The sequence below is a fragment of the Pantoea sp. ACRSC genome (genome assembly GCF_022346785.1).
Classification (GTDB): domain Bacteria; phylum Pseudomonadota; class Gammaproteobacteria; order Enterobacterales; family Enterobacteriaceae; genus Pantoea; species Pantoea alvi.
The window spans coordinates 46700-68114 of the sequence record NZ_JAKRNN010000010.1; the positions used below are offsets into that span (position 1 = coordinate 46700).

A 21415-nucleotide genomic window follows, 5' to 3' on the forward strand; every position below is an offset into this window, starting at 1 on the left:
CGGGTCGCTTTTTTATTTCCTGTCACCGCCGATAAGGCTCGGCGTCAAAATCATATGCTGGCTGGCGGTCTCCGGCGCGCTGAGCCGCAGCAGAATGCGCGCCGCCGCGGCGCGGCCCATCTCGCGCGCCGGGCTGCAGACGAAGGTAAGCGGCGGATCGCTCAGGTTCGCCTGCGGCTCGTCGCTAAAGCCCACCAGCGCTATCTGCTGCGCGTAGTAGCTGTCAACCGCGCCCTGACCCAGCGTGCGCCCGCTGCGCAGCAGCGCGAAGTAGCTGCCCAGCGCGGTGGCGGGGTTGGCGGCGATAATGGCCGTCAGGCGCGGATGGCGCTGCAGCAGCTGCGCGGTGGCGTCGGCTGCCGCCTTCTGATTCTCTTCGCATTCAATAATCCACTCCGGCTTAAAGGGTAAGCCGTACTGCAGCAGGGTGGCGCAGTAGCCGCCGATACGCTCGGCGCGCGTCAGCGAGGCACCGCTGCCGCCCAGCCAGGCGATATGCTGATGCCCCTGGCGGATCAGATACTCCGTTGCCATGCGCGCGCCCAGCGCGTTGTCTGGCCGCAGGCTGTCACTCCCCTCCAGATAGCTGGCGCGTGAGGCGCAAATCAGCGGCAGGCCGAGCTCGGCGGCGCGCGCCGCCAGCGCTGCGCCGTTGCCCGCATCGCCGCCCAGCACCACGCCGTCGACGCCCTGCGCCACCAGCGACTCGAAACAGCGCGTCAGATGCTGCCCCTGCGCGCCGCTCTGGGTCAGCACCAGCATCTTATCCTGCGCCTCCAGCGCCTCGCTAAGCCCGGCGGTCATTTCAGCATAAAAGCGCTGACTCAGATCCCTGACGATCAATCCGATCACCCCACTGGTGCCGCCGCGCAGCGCGGCCGCCGTTCGGTTACGCACATAGCCGGACTGTTCGATCGCCTCGTTAACCCGCGCCACCGTGGCGGGCGAGATGCGGCCTTTGCCGGAGAGCACCAGCGAAACGGTGGTAACAGAGACGCCAGCCGCCTGGGCGACGTCGTTAATGGTAATTTTTTGCTGCGTCATAGTGCGCGCCTGGGGAGAGCTATTACGTGGCTCCATCATATAGGTAAAACGTTAAACCTGCCGAAAAAACTTAACCTCTCGGCGCTCACCTGGATTGTGACAGGCCGCCCAAAACTTGGTGGTAAAACGTTTTATCCTGAATTTCACCTAACCGCTGCCCGCTTTCTTTTCAGGAGAAAATATGTCCGCTTCACTTCCGCGTCTGACGCTCTGGGAGTTTTTTCAGAGCCTCGGCAAGACCTTTATGCTGCCCGTCGCCCTGCTTTCCTTTTGCGGCATTATGCTCGGCATCGGCAGTTCGCTCAGCAGCCGCGACGTGCTGACGCTGATCCCGCTGCTGGACCAGCCCCTGCTGCAGCATCTGTTTGTCTGGATGGCGACTACCGGCGCCTTCGCCTTTCGCTTTCTGCCGGTAATGTTCGCCATCGCCATACCGCTCGGCATGGCGCGCGAAAATAAAGGGGTCGCGGCCTTCGCCGGTTTTGTCGGCTACACGGTAATGAACCTCAGCACCAACTTCTGGCTCACCGTTAAAGGCATCTTGCCCAGCGGCGACGCGGCGCTGCTGAAGGCGAACAACGTGCAGTCGGTGCTGGGCATCCAGGCGATCGACACCGGCATCCTCGGCGCAGTAATCACGGGTGTGGTGGTGTTCTGGCTGCATGAGCGCTTCCACACTATCCGGCTGCCGGACGCGCTCGCCTTTTTCGGCGGTACGCGCTTTGTTCCCATTATCACCCTGCTGGTCACCGGCCTGCTCGGCCTGGTAGTGCCGCTGATCTGGCCATTTTTCGCGCGCGGCATCGCGGCCCTTGGCTGGATGATTAACGGCGCGGGCGACCTTGGCCCGATGCTGTTCGGCACCGGCGAACGCCTGCTGCTACCGTTTGGTTTGCAGCATATTCTGGTGGCGATTATTCGCTTTACCGACGCGGGCGGCACCCTGGAGGTGTGCGGCAAAAGCGTCAGCGGCGCGCTGACCATTTTCCAGGCGCAGCTTGCCTGCCCGGAAGTGAAAGGCTTCTCGGAAAGCGCCACCCGTTTTCTCTCGCAGGGCAAAATGCCCGCCTTCCTCGGCGGCCTGCCCGGCGCGGCGCTCGCCATCTACCACTGCGCGCGGCCGGAGAATCGCCACAAAATCAAGGGGCTGCTGATTTCCGGGGTGGTGGCCTGTGTGGTTGGCGGCACCACCGAGCCGATCGAGTTTCTGTTTCTGTTTGTCGCGCCGGCGCTCTATCTGCTGCACGCGCTGCTCACCGGGCTGGGCTTCACGCTGATGGCGGTGCTGGGGGTGACCATCGGCAATACCGACGGCAACATTATCGACTTTGTAGTGTTTGGCATCCTGCACGGCCTCGCCACCAAATGGTACTGGGTGCCGGTCGCCGCCGCGCTGTGGTTTGCGGGCTACTATGCGCTGTTCCGCTTTGCCATCACCCGCTTTAATATCGCTACGCCCGGGCGTGAAAAAGAGAGCGGCGTCGAGCAGCAGGTCAGCCGCGCCGGAGCAGGCAAGTCGGGCTATAACGCGCCCGCTATCCTCGACGCGCTGGGCGGCGTAGAGAATATTACCTCGCTGGATAACTGTCTGACCCGCCTGCGCCTGCGTATCGTCGATATGAGCAAAGTAAGCGACGCCGCGCTGAAGGCCAACGGCGCCATCGGCGTGGTGCATCTCAGCCCGGTCACGCTGCAGGTGGTGATTGGGCCGCAGGTGCAGTCGGTTAAGGAAGAGCTAGCGTCGCTGATGAATGTGACGGTGTAACGAATATGAGCGATCATTTTAACTTTGACCAGCCCATCGACCGACGCGGCAGCTACTGCACCCAGTGGGATTTTGTCGCCGACCGCTTCGGCGTGCCGGATCTGCTGCCCTTCACGATTTCCGATATGGATTTCGCCGTCGCGCCCGCTATCCGCGCGGCGCTGCAGCAGCGGCTCGACCACGGTGTGTTTGGCTACAGCCGCTGGCAGCATAACGACTTTCTCTCGGCGGTCGGCAACTGGATGCAGACGCGATTTAACGCCACGCTGGATGCGCGCGCGCTGGTTTACGCGCCTTCGGTGATCTATATGGTGGCGCAGATGGTGCGGCTCTGGAGCGATCCGGGCGACGAAGTGCTGATCCATACGCCCGCCTATGACGCCTTTTATGCCTTGTTGACTGCCAGTCAACGGCGTGTCCTGACGCAGCCGCTGCAGCGCGACAGCCACGGCTGGCGCTGTGATATGCAGGCGCTGGCGCAGCAGCTGGCTCGCCCCGGCTGCAAAGTGATGCTGCTCTGCAGCCCGCACAATCCCACCGGCAAGGTCTGGACGCGCCAGGAGTTGACGCAGATGGCGGCGCTCTGCGCGCGCTATCAGGTGCGCGTTATCAGCGATGAGATCCATATGGATATGGTTATGCCGGATGTTGTGCATTTGCCCTGGAGCGAGGTGGCGCGCAGCGACTGGGCGCTGTTCACCTCGGCATCAAAGAGCTTTAACGTGCCGGCGTTAACCGGCGCATGGGGGATTATTCCCGATGCCGGGGATCGCCAGGCGTTTTTGCGGCAGATAAAGGCGGCGGACGGCCTCTCTTCCCCTGCGGTTCTCGCCGTCGCGGCGCATATCGCCGCCTATCGCCACGGCGCGCCCTGGCTCGACGCGCTGCGCCGCTATTTGCAGGCGAATATGCAGTGGATAGCGGAGCGTCTTAACGGCGCCTTCCCGCAGCTGAGCTTGCAGCCGCCGCAGGCGACCTACCTGGCGTGGATCGATCTCAACCCGCTCGGCATCGACGAGGCGGCGCTGCAGCAACAGCTTATCCATCAGCAGAAAGTGGCGATGATGCCCGGCTCCACCTACGGCGAAGCGGGCCGTGGCTATTTGCGCCTTAACGCCGGCTGTCCGCGCAGCAAGCTGGAGGAAGGCGTCAGCCGCCTGATCGCGGCGCTGCACGCGCTCGGCGTCTGACATCGGGCGGTGAATCGCCGCCCTTTCGCTTACTATCCCAGCAATTGCGGCGTGGGTTGCGCAAAGGACTCGCTATGTTGCGCAAGATGTTTCTATAATGGTCTGCACTTTTATTCCTGTCAGAGAGTGCAGCATGTTCGATTCCAGCCTTCCCGTTACCGATATCCATCGCCATCTTGACGGCAACATCCGCGCGCAAACCATTCTGGATTTAGGCCGCCAGTTTAACCTCGCCCTGCCCGCCACCACGCTGGAAGCGCTGCGTCCCCACGTTCAGGTCGTGGAGAACCAGCCCGATCTGGTGAGCTTCCTGAATAAGCTCGACTGGGGCGTCAAAGTGCTGGGCGATCTCGACGCCTGCCGCCGCATCGCGCTGGAGAACGTTGAAGATGCGGCGCGCGCCGGCATTCACTACGCCGAACTGCGCTTTTCGCCGGGCTATATGGCGATGAACCATAACCTGCCGGTGGCGGGCGTGGTGGAAGCGGTTATCGACGGGATTAAGGCGGGCTGCCAGAAATATAACGTCGACGTGCGCCTGATCGGCATTATGAGCCGCACCTTCGGCGACGAAGCCTGCCTGCGCGAGCTGGAAGGGTTGCTGGCGCACCGCGATCACATCACCGCTGTCGATCTGGCGGGCGACGAGCTGGGCTTTCCCGGCAGCGAGTTTCTGAGCCACTTTACCCGGGCGCGCGACGCCGGCTTCCGCGTGACGGTGCATGCGGGCGAAGCGGCCGGGCCGGAGAGCATCTGGCAGGCGATCCGCGAGCTGGGCGCCGAGCGCATCGGCCACGGCGTGAAAGCGATTGAAGATCGCGCGCTGATGGACTTTCTCGCCGAGCACCGCATCGGCATCGAGTCCTGCCTGACCTCCAATATCCAGACCAGCACCGTCTCCTCGCTGGCGCACCACCCGCTGAAGCAGTTTCTGGAGCACGGCATCCTGGCGACGCTAAACACCGACGATCCGGCGGTTCAGGGTATTGAGCTGGCGCACGAGTATCAGCACGCCGCGCCCGCTGCCGGGCTGAGCGCCGCGCAGATCCGCCAGGCGCAGGAGAATGGCCTGACCATCGCCTTCCTGAGCGACGCCGAGAAAACCGCTATCCGCAATAAAGTGCAGGCGTAAAAAAGGCCGCGGATGCGGCCTTTGTGAGTAAGTAATGTGCTGACAAGGCACCTCATCTCTGAGGTGCCCCGTCGCCGGGCCAGCGCTTTACTCTTTGGCCCGGTTATCCGCGTTTTACGTTTCCAGCGGGCTGAGATCGGGCAACGGCGTGAACAGCGCCGTTAGCCTTTGCCGGTTACTTCAGCGAGAGCGTCTGGCGCTTCTCTGCCGACTGCAGCCCCAGCTCGATCAGCTCCATCACCTGAATCGCCTCTTCCGCCGTCACCGGGTTGCTGCCGCGTCCGCTAATCGCGTCGCGCACTGCCGCATAGTAGGCGGGATAGTTGCCCGGCTGCGTCATCAGCGTCTCTTCCTTGACCCCTTCGCCGTCGGCCAGCGTCAGGACGCCGTCGCGCATATCGTAGCCCCACTCTTCGCCCGGCGGAAAATCGCCCGCCTTCAGCCGATCCTCCTGCGGGTCGAGACCATATTTCACGTAGCTGCCGCGCAGGCCGTGCACCACGTAACGCGGTGACTCCGCCGCCACCAGCATGCTGGCGTGCAGCACCACGCGGCGCTGCGGATAGGTCAGCGTGGCGTGGAAGTAGTCGGTGGTCTGCGCCCCTGGGCGCATCTCCGCCATATCGACGTTAATGGCCACCGGCGCGCCAAACAGCTGCAGCGCCTGATCGAGCAGGTGCGGCCCCAGATCGTACCAGATGCCGCTGCCGGCGCCTTTCATCTCGCGCCAGCGCTGACGGACTTCCGGGCGGAAACGGTCGAAGTGCGATTCAAAATAGCGCACCTCACCCAGCGAGCCCTCATTCAGCAGCTGCTTAAGCGTCAGGAAGTCGCTGTCCCAGCGGCGGTTGTGGAACACCGAGAGCAGCAGGCCTTTAGCCTTCGCCAGCGCCTCCAGCTCGCGCGCCTGTGACAACGTCACGGTAAAGGGTTTATCCACCACCACATGCTTACCGGCGTTTAGCGCCGCCTTGGCCAGCGGAAAGTGGGTATCGTTGGGCGTCGGGATCACGATCAGCTGCAGCGACGGGTCCTCTAACAGCGCCTGAGGATCGGCCACCACTTTTACCTGCGGCCAGTCGGCGTGCACTTTCGCTTCGTCGCTACTGGAGATAGCGGCCAGCTCGACGTCCGGCGTGCCCGCAATCAGCGGCGCGTGAAACGTCTTGCTCGCAAAGCCGTATCCCATCAATCCAACACGAAGTTTATCGCTCATTATTACTCCTCTTATTCGTATACCCGACTGATTTAAGACCATAGCATCGGTTAGAACAAGCAGGATTCTCCCGAAAAATCAGGATATAGCACGCTGCGCCATCGGCCAGGGCGTTTCGGCAAGCAGGCTATCCTGCGCATCCTGATTGCGACGACGAAAATCGCTGGGGCTGACGCCGACCCGCTTGCGGAACACGCGTGAGAAGTAGAGCTGGTCGTCGTAACCCACTTCGCGCCCGACGCTGGCGATCGGCTCCTGCGTGGTTTGCAGCAGCAGCTTGGCGCGGATCACGCGCTGGTCCTCGCGCCAGCGCAGCAGGTTAACGCCCATCTGCTCGCGGAACAGGTGGGCCAGCCGCGACGGCGACAGGCAGACGTGGCGCGCCACCTCTTCAATTTTGACTTCACTGGCGAGATGGTTGGTGACGTACTGGCAGGCTTCGATAATGCGCGGATCGCGCACCTGCTGATGGCTGCGCGGATCCTCCTCTACCGCGCGCAGCAGCAGGCGCTCCAGCAGGTTCATCGCCAGCTCCTCGGCGAAACGGCGGCCGGAGTTATGGGTCTGCTCGATGCTGGCGAACAGCCGGTCGAACTCGGCGCGCAGCGTTTCGTTGAGATGGAGCCGCCCGACGCCTTCGCGCGCGTCCTGCCACTGCAGCCAGTCGTTCCAGTAGGCGCGCGGACGGAAGTAGACCCAGCGGTGATGCCATTCCGGGCTGTCGGAGGCGCGCCCGTAGTAGTGCGGCGTTTTCGGCTGGAACAGCAGCATATCGCCCGGCAGGCAGTCAAAGCCGTTTTCACCGTCGAATACGCGGCCTTTGCCTTTAATAGTGAGGTTGAGAATAAAGCCTTTCATGCCGTGCGGGCGGTCAATAAAGAAATCGAGCGGCCCGTCGGCCGTGATTGGCGTCAGCCCGGCCACCAGCCAGGCGTTGAAGGGATAACCGGGCAACAGAGGATTTTGCTGCGCCGCTGTGGATTCACGGTGGTACATAACGTCCTCACTCAGTCAGGATTAAGCCGCGCGCGGCGCCAGAGCGCCGCGTCTTTGTGCCGTCAGGCTTTATGCTTTTGTTTATAGCGGTCGAAAATCACCGCAGCTAACAGTATCAGACCACGCACTACGTACTGTGAGAATGGCGAGATATTCAGTAAATTCATCGCATTCTCTACGGTGCCGAGGATCAGGACGCCTGCAACCACGTAGGAGATTTTGCCGATGCCGCCCTTCAGCGAGACGCCGCCCAGCACGCAGGCGGAGATCACCACCAGCTCGTAGCCCAGCGACGTCATCGGCTGGCCGCTGGTCATGCGCGAGGCGAGAATAATGCCCGCCGCCGCCGACACCAGGCCGGAGAGAATAAAGATGATGATGCGGGTGCGCACCACCGGCACACCCGCCAGCCGCGCCGCCTCTTCGTTGCCGCCGATCGCCAGCGTGTTGCGGCCAAAGGTGGTTTTGTTAAGCAGGAAGCCGAAAATCAGCATGGTGGCGATAGTGAGCCAGATCGGCGCGGGCACGCCGAGCCAGTTGGCGAAGCCGAGGGTAAAGAAGCGCTCATCTTCGATGCCGACCGCCTTGCCGTCGGAGAAGATATAGGCCAGGCCGCGCACGATTTGCATCGTCGCCAGCGTGGTGATCAGGGCGTTGATTTTCAGGCGCGCAATCACAAAGCCGTTAATAAAGCCGGTGGCGACGCCGATCAGCAGGCCGGCAAAGACGCCGATCCACAGGCTCTCGGTCATATTGATCACCACCGCAGTAACCACCCCCGCGCAGGCGATCACCGAGGCGACCGACAGGTCGAAATCGCCGGAAGCGAGGCAGAACAGCATGCCGCACGCCACCATTCCCGACATCGACATCGCCAGGCCCAGCCCTTTCATATTAATAAAGGAGCCGAAGTTAGGCACGAACACGGCGCAGGCGACAAACAGCAGCGCAAACACCACCAGCATGCCGAAGTTATCCCAGATACGCCCAAAGCGCATGCCGCTGCGCTGCTGCACCGGCGGCGTACCTGAAGTTGTGGATGAAGACATAATTTTTTCCTCTGTCAGGCCACGGCGGCCGCTTGGGTGGTTTTAGGCATCGCCAGGCTCAGCGTCTGCTGCTCCGTGGCGGCGTCATGCAGCAGTTCGCCGGCGATAGCGCCTTCGCGCATCACCACGATGCGGTCGGCCAGGCCCATCACTTCCGGCAGGTCGCTGGAGGCGAACAGCACCGCAATGCCTTTGCTCGCCAGCTGATAGATCAGGTTGTAGATCTCATGTTTCGCGCCGACGTCGATGCCGCGCGTCGGCTCGTCCAGCAGGATCACCTTCATCTCTTCCGACAGCCAGCGGCCGAGAATCGCCTTCTGCTGGTTGCCGCCCGAGAGGTTCATGATCAGCTGCTCGGCGTGAGGCGTTTTAATATTGAGCGAGCGGATATGGCTGTCGGCGTTGCGGGTCTCCCACTGATTTTTAATCAGGCAGCCGGCGGTCAGATTATGACGGCGCGCGCTGATATTGATGTTGTCGCGCACCGAGTGAACAGGAATGATCCCCTCGGCTTTGCGGTCTTCCGGGCAGAGCATCACGCCGGCACGAATAGCGTCGATTGGCTCGCGCAGCTTCAGCACCTCGCCATCCAGCAGAATGCGCCCGCCGCGCAGCCGGGTCGCGCCGAAGATGCCCTTCATCAGCTCGCTGCGTCCGGCACCCACCAGCCCAAACAGGCCGACGATTTCACCGGCGCGCACCTCAAGCGAGATGGGCTCGCGCACCCCTTTCGCCTCGACCTTCTCCAGCACCAGCCGCACCGGCCCGTGCGGACGCGGCGTATAGCCGTAGATATCGCCGAGGTTGCGTCCCACCATCGCCTGCACCAGATCGTCATGATGGGTATTGGCCATATCGGTAAAGGTGCGCACGTAGCGGCCATCTTTAAAGACGGTAATAGCGTCGCTGAGCGCAAAGATCTCTTCCATGCGGTGCGACACGTAGAGCACTACCCGGCCCTCTGCGCGCAGCTGGCGGATAACGCGGAACAGGTTCTCGATTTCGCGCGCCGACAGCGAGCTGGTTGGTTCGTCAAACGCGATGATGCGCGCGTTGCGCGCCAGCGCCTTGGCGATCTCCACCATCTGCCACTGGCCGAGAGAGAGATATTTCAGCGGCATATCGGGATCGATATCCATGCCGAGATTTTTCAGCTGCAGCCCCGCTTCGTAGCGCAGCAGCTTGCGGTTCACCAGGCCGCGCTTGTGCGGGATCTGACCGAGGTAGATGTTCTCCGCCACGCTCATCTCCGGCACCAGATGCAGCTCCTGATAGATAATGGCGACGCCAGCATCCAGCGCCTCGCTGGTGTGCTGAAAACTGACCGGCTCGCCTTTGATGCGGATTTCACCGCCGCTGGGCTGATAGCTGCCGCTGAGAATTTTCAGCAGCGTCGATTTGCCCGCGCCGTTCTCGCCCATCAGGGCGTGTACTTCGCCGCCGCGACAGTCAAACGAGATATCCTGCAGCGCTTTAACGCCGGGAAAGGTCTTGCTGATGCCATGAAACGACAGAAAGGTTGGCTCGCTATTCATGGTAACTCCTCTGGTTTACCGTAAAGGTGCCGTCGCGCAGGCGACGGCACGGTACGCGGGTTTACATCAACCCTTTCTTCGCCAGTTCGGTTTTGAAGTTGTCGCGGGTAATCAGCACGACGTCGGTGACTTCGGTGAATTTCGGCGGCTCCGCCCCTTTGCTCACCCACTCATAGAGCATCTGGCTGCTCTTGTAGCCGTGGACGTCAGGGCTGGGCAGCAGCGAGCCGTAGAAGCCGGTCGCTTTGTCTTTCGACAGTTCGCTGATGGCGTCGACGCCGTTGATGCCGATGCCGATCACGTCCGCCGCCTTAAAGCCCTGGCCTTCGGTGGCGCGCACGCCGCCCAGCACTGTGTTGTCGTTCATGCCGACGATGAGCCAGTGTTTCACTTCCGGATGCTGCACCAGCAGCGAGTTGCCGGCGTCAAACGCGCCTGGGATATCGTTGGATTTGGTCGGCACCTGATAGATCTGCGCCGCCGGGAAGCCGGCCGCTTTCAGCGCATCCATCGAGCCGCCGGTGCGGCGACGCGCGGTATCCAGCTCGTTAGCGGTAATCGCCATCACGCCGGTCTCTTTGACGTTCCAGCCGCGCTTCTGCATCTCTTTATAGAGCTCCTGCCCCTGACGCTCGCCGATTTTGGTGGCGGCCATCATTACCAGCGGTACGCTATCCATCGGCTTGCCTTTGGCGTTAACGAACTGGTCGTCGACGGCGATCACCTTCAGATCGTAGCCGCGCGCCTTGGCGACGATAGCGGAGCCGAGTTTGGGGTCAGGGGTACAGATCACGAAGCCCTTCGCGCCGCTGGCGGCCAGGCTGTCGATGGCGTTAAGGGTCTTTTCGCCGTCGGGAATGGCGATTTTGATCACTTCAAAGCCTAAATCCTTGCCGGCTTTGTCCGCGAATTTCCATTCGGTCTGGAACCAGGGTTCCTCAGGCTGCTTGACAAGAAAACCCAGCTTCATGGTTTCGGCGATAGCGGAATGTGACATAACCGCTGCCAGGCCGATGGCCGCGAACGCTTTAGTGAATTTATGCATGATGCTCTCCGGAGCCAGGGTGTTTTTCCCTGCTGTTAACGAATCGGTGTAAACGCTACCAGTCAGTTTTCTTTTTTGGGTACAGATGAAAATCAGCGCGTTAGACCGGCGAATGAGTAAAGCCTGTGCAAACGCTGGGCTAGTTGTAGCGGGAAAGACGATGAAAAATGTAGAGCGGTATCACACCCTGAAATCACGGCAAAATGTTCCATATATTCAGCAATTTTAACCGACCGGCAACTTTTGTCGGCGATCACAAAATCGCTGCCCATGACAGAAAAGTGCATATTCTCAGCCATCGGGGAATAACGTTTCCTGCGCCGCCGCCACAGGATAAGGGACGATTATTCATAACAGGAGAAAACCGATGCGTGCTGGAGCCATCACTCTGGGCCTCGACTTTGGCAGTGATTCGGTACGTGCGCTGGCGGTTGACTGCGACAGCGGCAGCGAGCTGAAGAGCGCCGTAGTGAACTATTCGCGCTGGCAACAGGGTATGTACAGCGATCCCCATACCAACCGCTTTCGTCACCATCCGCTGGACTATATCGAGGCGATGGAGCAGGCATTGCTGGGGGTGCTCGACGCGCTGACGCCGGATCAACGTGACAGCGTCACGGGTATCGGCGTTGATACCACCGGCTCGACGCCCGCCCCCATTGACCGCGACGGCAACGTGCTGGCGCTGCGTCCCGACTTCGCCGACAACCCCAACGCCATGTTTGTGCTGTGGAAAGATCACACCGCTATTGAAGAGGCGGAAGCCATTAACCAGCTCTGCCGCAGCGGGCGCTTTACCGACTACAGCCGCTATATTGGCGGGATCTACTCCTCTGAATGGTTCTGGGCAAAAATTCTGCACGTCTCTCGCGCTGACGCCGCGGTGCGCGACGCAGCCGTATCATGGGTCGAGCTGTGCGACTGGGTGCCGGCGCTGCTGAGCGGCACCACCGCGCCCGCCAGCCTGCGGCGCAGCCGCTGCGCCGCCGGGCATAAGGCACTGTGGCATCCCGACTGGCAGGGTTTGCCCGACCCCGACTTCCTTAACGCGCTCGATCCGCTGCTGACCCAGCAGCTCGACTCACCGCTGTTTAGCGACACCTGGACCGCCGATATTCCGGTCGGCACGCTGAGCGCCGAATGGGCGCAGCGACTTGGCCTGCACCAACCCGTCACTATCGCCGGCGGCGCGTTCGACTGCCATATGGGTGCCGTCGGCGCAGGCGCACAGCCCTATACGCTGGTCAAGGTGATCGGCACCTCAACCTGCGACATTCTGATCGCCGATGCAGACCAGGTGGGCGATCGCGCCATCAAAGGCATCTGCGGCCAGGTCGACGGCAGCGTTATGCCGGGCGCTATCGGCTGTGAGGCGGGCCAGTCTGCATTCGGTGATATTTACGCCTGGTTCAGCCGCCTGCTCGGCTGGCCGCTGCAGCAGGCGGCAGCGCAGCACCCTGAGCTACAGCCGCAGCTGGCTGAACTGCAGCGCAGCCTGATCCGCCAGCTCACCGAAGCCTGGGCCGCCGATCCGCAGCTGGATCACCTGCCGGTGGTGCTCGACTGGTTCAACGGACGCCGCACCCCCAACGCTAACCAGCGCCTGAAAGGCGTGATCACCGATCTCAATCTCGGCACCGACGCCCCCGCGCTGTTCGGCGGCCTGATCGCCGCCACCGCCTTCGGCGCGCGCGCCATTATGGAGTGCTTCGAACAGCAGCAGATCCCGGTGGAGAACATCCTGACGCTGGGCGGCATCGCGCGCAAATCGCCCGCCATTATGCAGGCGTGCTGCGACGTGATGAACCGCCCGCTGGACATCGTCGCCTCGGATGAGTGCTGCGCGTTAGGCGCGGCGATCTTCGCTGCCGTTGCCGCGGGCGTTTACCCCTCGGTGCCTGAGGCGCAAAAAGCCATGGCCAGCCCTATTGCCGTCACGTTACAGCCCGACGCCACGCGTGTCGCGCGCTATCAGCAGCTTTACGAACGTTATCAATTCTGGTGCGCGGCGGCTGAGCCGCAGTATGCGTCGCGCCCCGCCAACGCTAATTGAGGAGTGGTTTTATGGATCAGTACAACGCGCACAGCGTATGGTTTGTGATCGGCACCCAGCACCTTTACGGCGCGGAGACCCTGCGTCAGGTGGAAGAGCACGCGCGCCAGGTGGTTGAAGGGCTGAACGCCTCTTCCACCTTGCCGCTAAAGCTTATCGCCAAACCGCTGGTGAAATCGCCGGATGAAGCGCTGGCGCTCTGCCGCGACGCCAGCCACGACAACAGCTGCGTCGGCATCATCACCTGGCTGCACACCTTCTCGCCCGCCAAAATGTGGATCGGCGGGCTCAGCGTGCTCAACAAGCCGCTGCTGCAGTTCCATACCCAGTTCAACGCGGAGATCCCGTGGGACGGCATCGATATGGACTTTATGAACCTCAACCAGACCGCGCACGGCGGCCGCGAGTTCGGCTTTATCGGCGCGCGCATGGGGCTGCAGCACAGCGTGATCACCGGCCACTGGCAGGATGCGGCGAGCCAGCAGCGCATCGGCAACTGGATGCGCGCCGCCTTCGCGAAGCAGAGCAGCCAGCAGCTGAAGGTGGCGCGCTTCGGCGACAATATGCGCGAAGTGGCAGTGACCGAAGGGGATAAAGTCGCGGCGCAGATCCAGTTCGGCTACGCGGTCAACGGCTGGGGCGTCGGCGATCTGGTCGAGGTGATTAATCAGGTAAGCGACGGCGAGGTTAACGCGCTGATCGATGAGTATGAGAGCCTCTACCGCTTTAGCGACGTGGCGGCCAGCGGCGGCGAGAAGCGCCAGAACGTGCTCGACGCGGCGCGTATCGAGATCGGCATCAAGCGCTTCCTTGACGACGAATGCTGTAAAGCCTTTACCACCAACTTCCAGACGCTGCACGGCATGACGCAGCTTCCCGGTCTGGCGGTGCAGCGCCTGATGGGCCAGGGCTACGGTTTCGCCGGCGAAGGCGACTGGAAAACCGCTGCGCTGCTGCGCATTTTCAAAGTGCTGGCAGGGGATCGCCCCGGCGGCACCTCCTTTATGGAGGATTACACCTACCACTTCTCGCCCGGCAACGATCTGGTATTAGGCTCGCATATGCTGGAAGTCTGCCCCTCTATCGCCAAAGAGGAGAAGCCGCTGATCGATGTGCAGTTCCTCGGCATCGGCGGCAAAGCCGATCCGGCGCGCCTGATTTTCTCTACGCCAGCCGGTCGCGCGATCAACGCCAGCGTGATTGATATGGGCGACCGTTTCCGCCTGCTGGTGAACGTGGTGGATGCGATTGAGCAGCCGAAGCCGCTGCCGAAGCTGCCGGTCGCGCGCGCGCTGTGGCGCGCCCAGCCGTCGCTGGCCACCGCGTCGGAGGCATGGATTCTGGGCGGCGGCGCGCACCATACGGTGTTCAGCCAGGCGCTGACGCTGGAGGATATGTATCTCTACGGCGAGATGAACGATATTGAAGTGCTGGTGATTGATGAGCATACGCGGCTGCCGGCGTTCAAGGACGCGCTGCGCTGGAACGAGGTGTATTACCGCTCGAAACGCTAGGCTGTGGTTTGAGAGAGATACGCGCCGACTTTTACAGTCGGCGTTTTCTTTATTCAGGCCGAGCTGCCCGGTCGGGAAGATGGGCAGTTCTGTGAAGTCGGTTTAAAAACATTCGTGGAGCCTCGGCCTCGCCTTACTCGTCCTATCCTGGAATCGCCCGCAAGCGGGCCAATGCTATGCATCGTTCAAAAACGCTCACGCCGTTTTTGTCCATGGCTCGGACGCTTCACTCCACTGCCCATCCTCCCTCCTTTATGAATCTCTGTGCGATTTGTTCCAGCGCTATTCACACAGCGATACCCTGGCCCGCAAGAGAAAGGGGTATTGCCCGGATGGCAAAACCGATGCGTTATTAAGCGCTGAGTGTTATTCACACAGCGATACCGTAGCCAGCAAGGAAAGGCGGTATTGCCCGAATGGCAAAACCGATGCGTTATTAAGCGCTGAGTGTTATTCACACAGCGATACCGTAGCCAGCAAGAGAAAGGGTGTATTGCCCGGATGGCAAGACCGATGCGTTATTAAGCACTGAGTATTATTCACACAGCGATACCGTAGCCAGCAAGGGAAAGGGGGTATTGCCCGAAGAGCAAAGCGTCCGAGCCAGGATGGCGAGGCCGATCCGCATGGATGCGGGCATTCTTTGCGATCGGGCAATACCCCCTTTCACACGGCATAACATCACAGCCATGACGTTAACCCCCTTTGCACACAACAAAAAAGCCGCCCGCAGGCGGCTCAAATCCCCTCTTTTAACTCAGGTCGCAATCCGCTTCACCGGCGCATTCTTCTGCCGATCCCATATCACCGTCAGCAGACGCTGCAGCGCGATAAAGGCAAACAGCAAAATACCAATCGCGATCTTGGTCCACCAGGAGCTCAGCGTACCGTCAAAATTAATCCAGGTCTGAATCAGCCCCTGAATCAACACCCCGAACAGCGTGCCCAGCACCGTCCCGACGCCGCCGGACAGCAGCGTACCGCCGATCACCACCGAGGCGATGGCATCCAGCTCGACCCCCAGCCCCGCCAGCGCATAGCCCGCTGAGGTATAAACAGAAAACACAATGCCCGCCAGCGTCGCCAGCGTGGTCGACAACATATAGATGCGGATAGTTGTCGCGCGCGTGGAAATCCCCATCAGCTGCGCCGAGGTAACGTTGCCGCCGATAGCGTAAACCTGATTGCCAAAGCGCGTGCGGTGCGCCAGCAAAATGCCGCCCGCCACCACCAGCAGCATCACCAGCGCCAGCAAACTCAGCCGCCCGCCGCCCGGCACCTTCCACGCCATGCTGGAAAGCGTGGCATACAGCGGATGATCGATGGGAATTGAATTCTCCGACACCAGATAGCTGCAGCCGCGCAGAAAAAACATCCCCGCCAGGGTAATAATAAACGCCGGGATCTTCAGCGCGTCGATCAGCCAGCCCATCATGGCGCCGAACAGCGCGCCCGCCACCAGAATAATGGCAAACGCCAGCAGCGGATGAATATGCAGATCGCCGATGGCGCGCGCCAGAAACACGCCGGTAAAAGCGATCACCGCGCCCACCGACAGATCGATACCGCCGGAGAGAATGACAAACGTCATGCCCACGGCAATAATGCCCAGAAAAGCGTTATCGGTCAGGATATTGCAAATTACGCGCGTCGAGGCGAAGCCGGGAAACTGGCTCAGACAGAACAGATAGCCAGCAACAAACACCAGCAGCGTAATCATCAGGGGAAGATGACGTTTAATCATTGGGGCCGTCTCCGTTTCAACATCGCCAGAAAGCGCGGCGACTGCAGCAGCAGTACGCACATCACCACCACCGCCTTCACCACCTGATTCAGCTCCGGCGGGAAACCGGAAAGCAAAATGCCGGTATTCATCGCCTGAATAATCAGCGCGCCGATCAGCGACAGCACCAGATTAAAACGGCCGCCCATCAGCGAGGCGCCGCCGATCACCACCGCGAGGATCGCATCCAACTCCAGCCACAGGCCGGCGTTATTGGCGTCCGCGCCGCGAATATCGGCGGTCACAATCAGACCCGCCACCGCCGCGCACAGCCCGCTGATCGCATAGGTGGACATCACCACCAGCCAGCCGGTCACGCCCGCGTTGCGCGCCGCGCGCAGGTTAATGCCCACCGCCTCGATAAACAGCCCGAGCGCGGTCTTGCGCGTCAGCAGCCAGACCAGCAGCGCCGCCGCCAGGGTAATCCACACCGGCACCGGCAGCAGCCAGAGCGAACCGCTGCCCAGCCAGCCCAGCGTCGCGCTGTCAAAGGTAACGATCTGCCCCTGGGTAATCAGCTGCGCGATGCCGCGCCCCGCCACCATCAAAATCAGCGTGGCGACAAACGGCTGAATGCGCAGCAGCGCCACCAGCACGCCGTTCCATAACCCGCACAGCAGGCCGGCACCCAGCGCGGAAAAAATGACCGTCGTCAGGCTGTGGCCCGCCACCGTCAGGGTGGCGGCGGTGGCGCCCGCTATCGCCATCACCGCGCCCACCGAGAGATCGATGCCGCCGGTGGCGATCACCAGCGTCATGCCGATCGCCAGCAGCGCCACCGGCGCGGCGCGGTTAAGAATATCGATCGGGCTGCCGAACAGACGGCCATCCTGCAGATGGACGGCGAAAAAATTATTCGCCACCAGGCTATCCACCAGCAGCACCAGAATCAGCGCGGCGATCTGCGGCAGACCCGGCGGCAGGCGAAACTTACGGCGTTCTGGCTTCGTCATATGGGATTCAAGCATGTTGTGCCCCTCCATCCGCGATGGCGTTCACAATCGACGCCACCGACAGCTGCTCAAGCGGGATCTCCGCCACCTGCTTCAGGTCGCGCATAATCACTACGCGATCGGCGTAGCCCACCAGCTCCTCCAGCTCGGAAGAGATCACCAGCAGCGCCAGCCCATCAGCGCACAGGGACTCGATCAGGCGAATGATTTCGGCGTGGGCGCCGACGTCGATGCCGCGCGTGGGTTCGTCCAGGATCAGGAACTGCGGTTTGGTCACCAGCCAGCGCGACAGCAGCACCTTCTGCTGATTGCCGCCGGAAAGCAGCTCTACCGGCTGCTCGGCGTGCGGCGTGCGAATGCCGAGACGCTTGATAAAGCGATCCGCAATCGCCTGCTGCTCGCGCCGCTTAATTGGTCGCAGCCAGCCGCGCTGCGCCTGCAGCGCGAGGATAATATTTTCGCGCACCGAGGCGGCGCCGATAATGCCGTCGGTTTTGCGATCCTCCGGGCAAAAGCCGATGCCGAGGCGCGACGCCTGCGCCGGGGAGCGGATAGTCTGAGGCTTGCCTTTAATGGTTGCCGTGCCGCGATCGGGCCGGCGAATGCCAAACAGCACCTCGGCGGTCTCGGTGCGGCCAGAGCCGAGCAGCCCGGCCAGCCCCACCACTTCGCCCGGGCGCACCTCCAGATCGAAAGGTTCAATGGTGCCCTTCTTGCCGTAGTCGCGAAACGACGCCACCGGCTGATCGCTGCGCAGCGTGCTGCCCTGGCGCTGCAGCGCGGTCTCCAGCAGCTCGCGCCCCAGCATCAGCTTGATCAGCTCAATCTGCGGCAGCGTCGCGGTGTCGCGCGTGGCGATAAACTGGCCGTTGCGCAGCACCGTGATGCGGTCGGTAATGCGGTAGACCTGATCGAGAAAGTGAGTCACGAAGATCAGGCTCATCCCTTTGGCTTTCAGCTGCGCCATCAGGGTAAAGAGCATCTCGACTTCGCTGGCGTCAAGGCTGGCGGTCGGTTCGTCGAGGATCAGCACCTGCGCCGAAAGATCCACCGCGCGGCAGATAGCGATAATCTGCTGCATCGCCACCGAGTAGTGTCCCAGCGGGCGCGTCACGTCGAGAATAAAACCGTAGTTGCGCATCAGCGCGTCGGCGTCGCGCACCATTTTGCGGCGGTCAACCATGCCAAAGCGGCGCGGCTCGCGCCCGATAAACAGATTGTCGGCCACCGTCATATTCGGCAGCAGGTTAACCTCCTGATAAACGGTGCCGATACCCATCTTTTGCGCATCGGCGGTGCTGCGCGGCGCAATGGTCTGCCCGTTCAGCGTCAGCGTGCCCGCGTCGCGGCTGTAAACCCCGGTCAGCACCTTAATGAGCGTCGACTTGCCCGCGCCGTTCTCGCCCAGCAGCGCCATAATCTCGCCTTTGCGCACGCTAAACGACACGTTATCCAGCGCCTTCACGCCGGGAAACCCTTTGCTGACGCCGCTGATGGTGAGCAGCGTATCGTCATTGTGCCTAATCATCTTGTCAGCTCCGCCTCAACAGATAAAAAGCCGCTCCGTAGAGCGGCTCGCGGCTCAGTAACCCATGCCTTTTTTCCGATCCAGCTGCGCCTGCGCGTCGGCAGGCAGATAGAGCCGGGATTCGGTTTTGGTGATCTTCGGCGGCAGCGTGCCATCTTTTTTAAACTTCTCCAGCGCGTCGAACGCCGGGCCAGCCATATTCGGCGTCAGCTCGACGTTGGCGTTAGCCTCGCCTGCCAGCATCGCCTTATAGATATCGGGCACGCCGTCGATAGAGCCGGTGAGGATATCTTTGCCGGGCTTCAGCCCCGCCTCTTTGATCGCCTGAATCGCACCGATCGCCATATCATCATTGTGGGCGTAAACCATGCAGATGTTTTTGCCGTTGTTCTCCGCCTTAATAAAGCTCTCCATCACCTCTTTACCCTTGCTGCGGGTAAAGTCGCCCGACTGCGAACGCGTCAGCTTGATATTAGGGTGTCCGGCGATCGCCTCGGCAAAGCCTTTTTTACGGTCAATGGCGACGCTGGCGCCGACGGTGCCCTGCAGCTCAACCACGTTGCACGGCTTGTCGCCGACGGTCTTCACCAGCCAGTCGCCAATCAGCTTGCCTTCCAGCACGTTGTCGGCGGTCACCACCGTCATATAGAGCGACTTATCTTTCACGACGATGGCGCGGTCCAGCAGGAATACCGGGATTTTGGCGTCTTTGGCTTCTTCCAGCACCGGCTCCCAGCCGGTCTGCACAACCGGCGCGATGAAAATCGCATCCACGCCCTGAGCGATAAATGAGCGCACCGCCTTGATCTGGTTCTCTTGTTTCTGCTGGCCGTCGGCGATTTTCAGCGTGATGCCGCGCTTCGCCGCTTCACTTTTCGCCACGTTGGTTTCTGCTGAGCGCCACCCCGATTCGGAGCCGACCTGCGAGAAGCCGACGGTCAGGTCGGCCGCCATTACCGGCGCGGCTAACGCGGCGCTGACCAGGCTGGTCAAAAGTAAACGTTTCCACATAGTTTGCATTCCTCTGAAGGGCTTTTGCGAGTAAGGGTAAAGAGCCCGTTTAGCCTGGCGTAAATCAGCCTGAATAAGGGCGACGCGCTTCACAAATCAGTTCAAATTAAAGGGGTTACGTGCAGGTATGGCAGTCTGGCGCAGGCGGGTGCATGGACAAAATAACTGAGTTATTTAAAAAGGCTGGTTAAATAAATGTAATAAACAGAATCGCTTATGAAATCTGCCTCTGAAAGCGATTACAATAATACGTACACTTTGGTCGCCGACCGGGGCGCGGGCGAGATAACGATTTTGTGATTTCCCGCACAGTCGCGGAGGGAATTTGGCCTGACACCGCCTCGCTAGCGTCAGCGCAGAAAGCGCGTCCTGCTCAGGAATAAAGAGGCTATTACCCGCCTCTGTTTCATCGACACTCCGGGCGCGTAATTCATTATGCTTTCTTGCTGTAAGCGAAGCGGATCTTCCCTGCAAAAGCGGAAATAAAGCGCGCGATCGAATGCGTCGCGGTCTAGGCGATGGTGGACCTGTAAGGCTGACCGGCTATGCTTTAGCCGTTTCGCTTTCCTGACGCGCGGCTGACAGAAAGTGCTGTTTTTGGCGCATTGATTAACTAAAGTAAATAATTTGTCTCTTTTTCAGCATAAGGCGCTGGACAGCCTGCGCCTGCTCCCTATACTGGCCTCTTCTCTGTTCTCTTCATCTATGGCAATCATGACTGCGCAAGATTACCTGCTCAAATTCCGCAAAGTAAATAATCTGGAAAGTCTGGAAAAACTCTACGATCACCTTAACTACTCGCTCACCGATGACAGCGAGATTATCAGCATGTACCGGGCGGCGGATCACCGGCGCGCGGAGCTGGCATCGGGCGGTCGGCTGTTTGACCTGGGCCGCGTGCCGAAAACGGTGTGGCGCTACGTAGTCTGATAAAGGGAGTCAGGCCTGCCGACGCCGCATCGCTTCTGCGCGGGCAGGCCCTGTTTAGACGTGTTATCCTCTCCTGTTTTCCTTGCCGCAACAGGATCACCTCAATGAATCAACTGGTAACCGCGCCGCGTCTCGGCGGCTGGCTGCTTGTGCCGCTCGCCTGGCTGATTATGATGATGCTTACCAGCGCCATGGTGCTGGCGATGTACCTTAGTCCACTGTTTAATCCAGTCTGGCGCGCGACGCTCTTTTCGCACGGCGGCATGCTGGTGACTAACTGGGCGGTCTCGCTGCTCACCGCGCTCGCCGTCTGGCTTTACAGCCTGTGGGTCTGCTGGATCTTCTGCAAACGCTCGCGCCGCCTGCCGCGCCACTACATTATCTGGCTGCTGGTGACGCTGCTGCTGGCGCTGAAGACCTTCGCCTTTACGCCAGTCTCCGACGGCAAGGCTGCTCAGACGCTGCTGCTCGCCCTGCTCGCCGCGGCGGTTTTCGTGCCCTATTTCAAGCGCTCGCAGCGGGTAAAATCGACCTTTATCCAGCCGTAACGCCGTGAGTTTCGTCAACAATTTAATTCTGAGTGCGAAACAGCGCGCTGCCATTCGTGCAGTGGTTGAGATAGCGGCACAGATCACAGATAATGGGCCGCTTTCCGAATCAATGGCGAAAAA

At 61.0% G+C, this 21415-nt stretch carries 17 protein-coding genes; 7 read left to right on the forward strand and 10 right to left on the reverse strand.

From position 1 onward, the window contains the following. Positions 1 to 12 precede the first annotated feature (12 nt). Complete coding sequence (gene malI, locus MHZ97_RS11595) at positions 13 to 1044, reverse strand: Mal regulon transcriptional regulator MalI (protein ID WP_239314628.1); 1032 nt, start codon at positions 1042 to 1044, stop codon at positions 13 to 15. A gap of 181 nt (positions 1045 to 1225) precedes the next feature. Here malI and malX point away from each other — a divergent pair, with 181 nt between their 5' ends. From malX to add, 3 genes are all read left to right on the forward strand, one after another. Next, positions 1226 to 2809, forward strand: coding sequence for a maltose/glucose-specific PTS transporter subunit IIBC (gene malX, locus MHZ97_RS11600; RefSeq protein WP_239314627.1), 1584 nt, complete (start codon positions 1226 to 1228; stop codon positions 2807 to 2809). A gap of 5 nt (positions 2810 to 2814) precedes the next feature. Beyond that, positions 2815 to 3999 carry a MalY/PatB family protein gene (locus tag MHZ97_RS11605; RefSeq protein ID WP_239314626.1) on the forward strand — a complete coding sequence of 395 codons (1185 nt, stop codon included), beginning with the start codon at positions 2815 to 2817 and terminating at the stop codon, positions 3997 to 3999. A 133-nt stretch (positions 4000 to 4132) separates the two neighbouring features. After that, a complete protein-coding gene (gene add, locus MHZ97_RS11610; protein WP_103795671.1) occupies positions 4133 to 5131 on the forward strand; it encodes an adenosine deaminase in 999 nt (332 codons plus the stop codon). Positions 5132 to 5306: 175 nt separating this feature from the next. On the opposite strand, the gene MHZ97_RS11615 is transcribed toward add, so the two are convergent. The 5 genes from MHZ97_RS11615 to MHZ97_RS11635 all read right to left on the reverse strand — a co-directional run bounded on the left by MHZ97_RS11615 (position 5307) and on the right by MHZ97_RS11635 (position 10972). Then, a complete protein-coding gene (locus MHZ97_RS11615; RefSeq protein ID WP_239314625.1) occupies positions 5307 to 6347 on the reverse strand; it encodes an oxidoreductase in 1041 nt (346 codons plus the stop codon). A 78-nt stretch (positions 6348 to 6425) separates the two neighbouring features. Then, positions 6426 to 7343, reverse strand: coding sequence for an arabinose operon transcriptional regulator AraC (araC, locus tag MHZ97_RS11620; RefSeq protein WP_103795669.1), 918 nt, complete (start codon positions 7341 to 7343; stop codon positions 6426 to 6428). Between the two features lie 62 nt (positions 7344 to 7405). After that, positions 7406 to 8392 (reverse strand): L-arabinose ABC transporter permease AraH, encoded by a 987-nt coding sequence (gene araH / locus MHZ97_RS11625; RefSeq protein WP_103795668.1) that lies wholly within the window; start codon positions 8390 to 8392, stop codon positions 7406 to 7408. A 14-nt stretch (positions 8393 to 8406) separates the two neighbouring features. Further along, complete coding sequence (araG, locus tag MHZ97_RS11630; RefSeq protein ID WP_103795667.1) at positions 8407 to 9927, reverse strand: L-arabinose ABC transporter ATP-binding protein AraG; 1521 nt, start codon at positions 9925 to 9927, stop codon at positions 8407 to 8409. Between the two features lie 61 nt (positions 9928 to 9988). After that, positions 9989 to 10972, reverse strand: a complete 984-nt coding sequence (locus tag MHZ97_RS11635; RefSeq protein WP_103795666.1) for an arabinose ABC transporter substrate-binding protein — start codon at positions 10970 to 10972, stop codon at positions 9989 to 9991. Positions 10973 to 11339: 367 nt separating this feature from the next. Between MHZ97_RS11635 and MHZ97_RS11640 the strand changes: the two genes are divergently transcribed. Together MHZ97_RS11640 and araA are read left to right on the forward strand one after the other, a co-directional pair. Beyond that, on the forward strand, positions 11340 to 13025 hold the full coding sequence (locus MHZ97_RS11640; RefSeq protein ID WP_103795665.1) for a ribulokinase: 1686 nt from the start codon (positions 11340 to 11342) through the stop codon (positions 13023 to 13025). An 11-nt stretch (positions 13026 to 13036) separates the two neighbouring features. Continuing rightward, entirely contained in the window at positions 13037 to 14539 is a 1503-nt protein-coding gene (gene araA, locus MHZ97_RS11645) for an L-arabinose isomerase (protein WP_239314624.1), read from the forward strand. Positions 14540 to 15296: 757 nt separating this feature from the next. On the opposite strand, the gene yjfF is transcribed toward araA, so the two are convergent. The 4 genes from yjfF to ytfQ are packed head-to-tail and all read right to left on the reverse strand — an operon-like array spanning position 15297 to position 19814. After that, on the reverse strand, positions 15297 to 16283 hold the full coding sequence (gene yjfF, locus MHZ97_RS11650; protein ID WP_103795663.1) for a galactofuranose ABC transporter, permease protein YjfF: 987 nt from the start codon (positions 16281 to 16283) through the stop codon (positions 15297 to 15299). Beyond that, positions 16280 to 17290, reverse strand: coding sequence for a galactofuranose ABC transporter, ATP-binding protein YtfT (gene ytfT / locus MHZ97_RS11655; RefSeq protein ID WP_239314623.1), 1011 nt, complete (start codon positions 17288 to 17290; stop codon positions 16280 to 16282). Before ytfT ends, yjfF begins: the two co-directional genes overlap by 4 nt. Further along, positions 17283 to 18803: a galactofuranose ABC transporter, ATP-binding protein YtfR gene (ytfR, locus tag MHZ97_RS11660; protein ID WP_239314622.1), complete on the reverse strand. Its 1521-nt coding sequence runs from the start codon at positions 18801 to 18803 to the stop codon at positions 17283 to 17285. Before ytfR ends, ytfT begins: the two co-directional genes overlap by 8 nt. A gap of 54 nt (positions 18804 to 18857) precedes the next feature. Further along, complete coding sequence (gene ytfQ / locus MHZ97_RS11665) at positions 18858 to 19814, reverse strand: galactofuranose ABC transporter, galactofuranose-binding protein YtfQ (RefSeq protein WP_103795660.1); 957 nt, start codon at positions 19812 to 19814, stop codon at positions 18858 to 18860. Between the two features lie 714 nt (positions 19815 to 20528). Between ytfQ and ydgT the strand changes: the two genes are divergently transcribed. Together ydgT and MHZ97_RS11675 are read left to right on the forward strand one after the other, a co-directional pair. Continuing rightward, positions 20529 to 20744, forward strand: coding sequence for a transcription modulator YdgT (gene ydgT, locus MHZ97_RS11670; RefSeq protein WP_103795659.1), 216 nt, complete (start codon positions 20529 to 20531; stop codon positions 20742 to 20744). A gap of 104 nt (positions 20745 to 20848) precedes the next feature. Beyond that, complete coding sequence (locus tag MHZ97_RS11675) at positions 20849 to 21292, forward strand: DUF2569 domain-containing protein (protein ID WP_239314621.1); 444 nt, start codon at positions 20849 to 20851, stop codon at positions 21290 to 21292. Positions 21293 to 21415 lie beyond the last annotated feature (123 nt).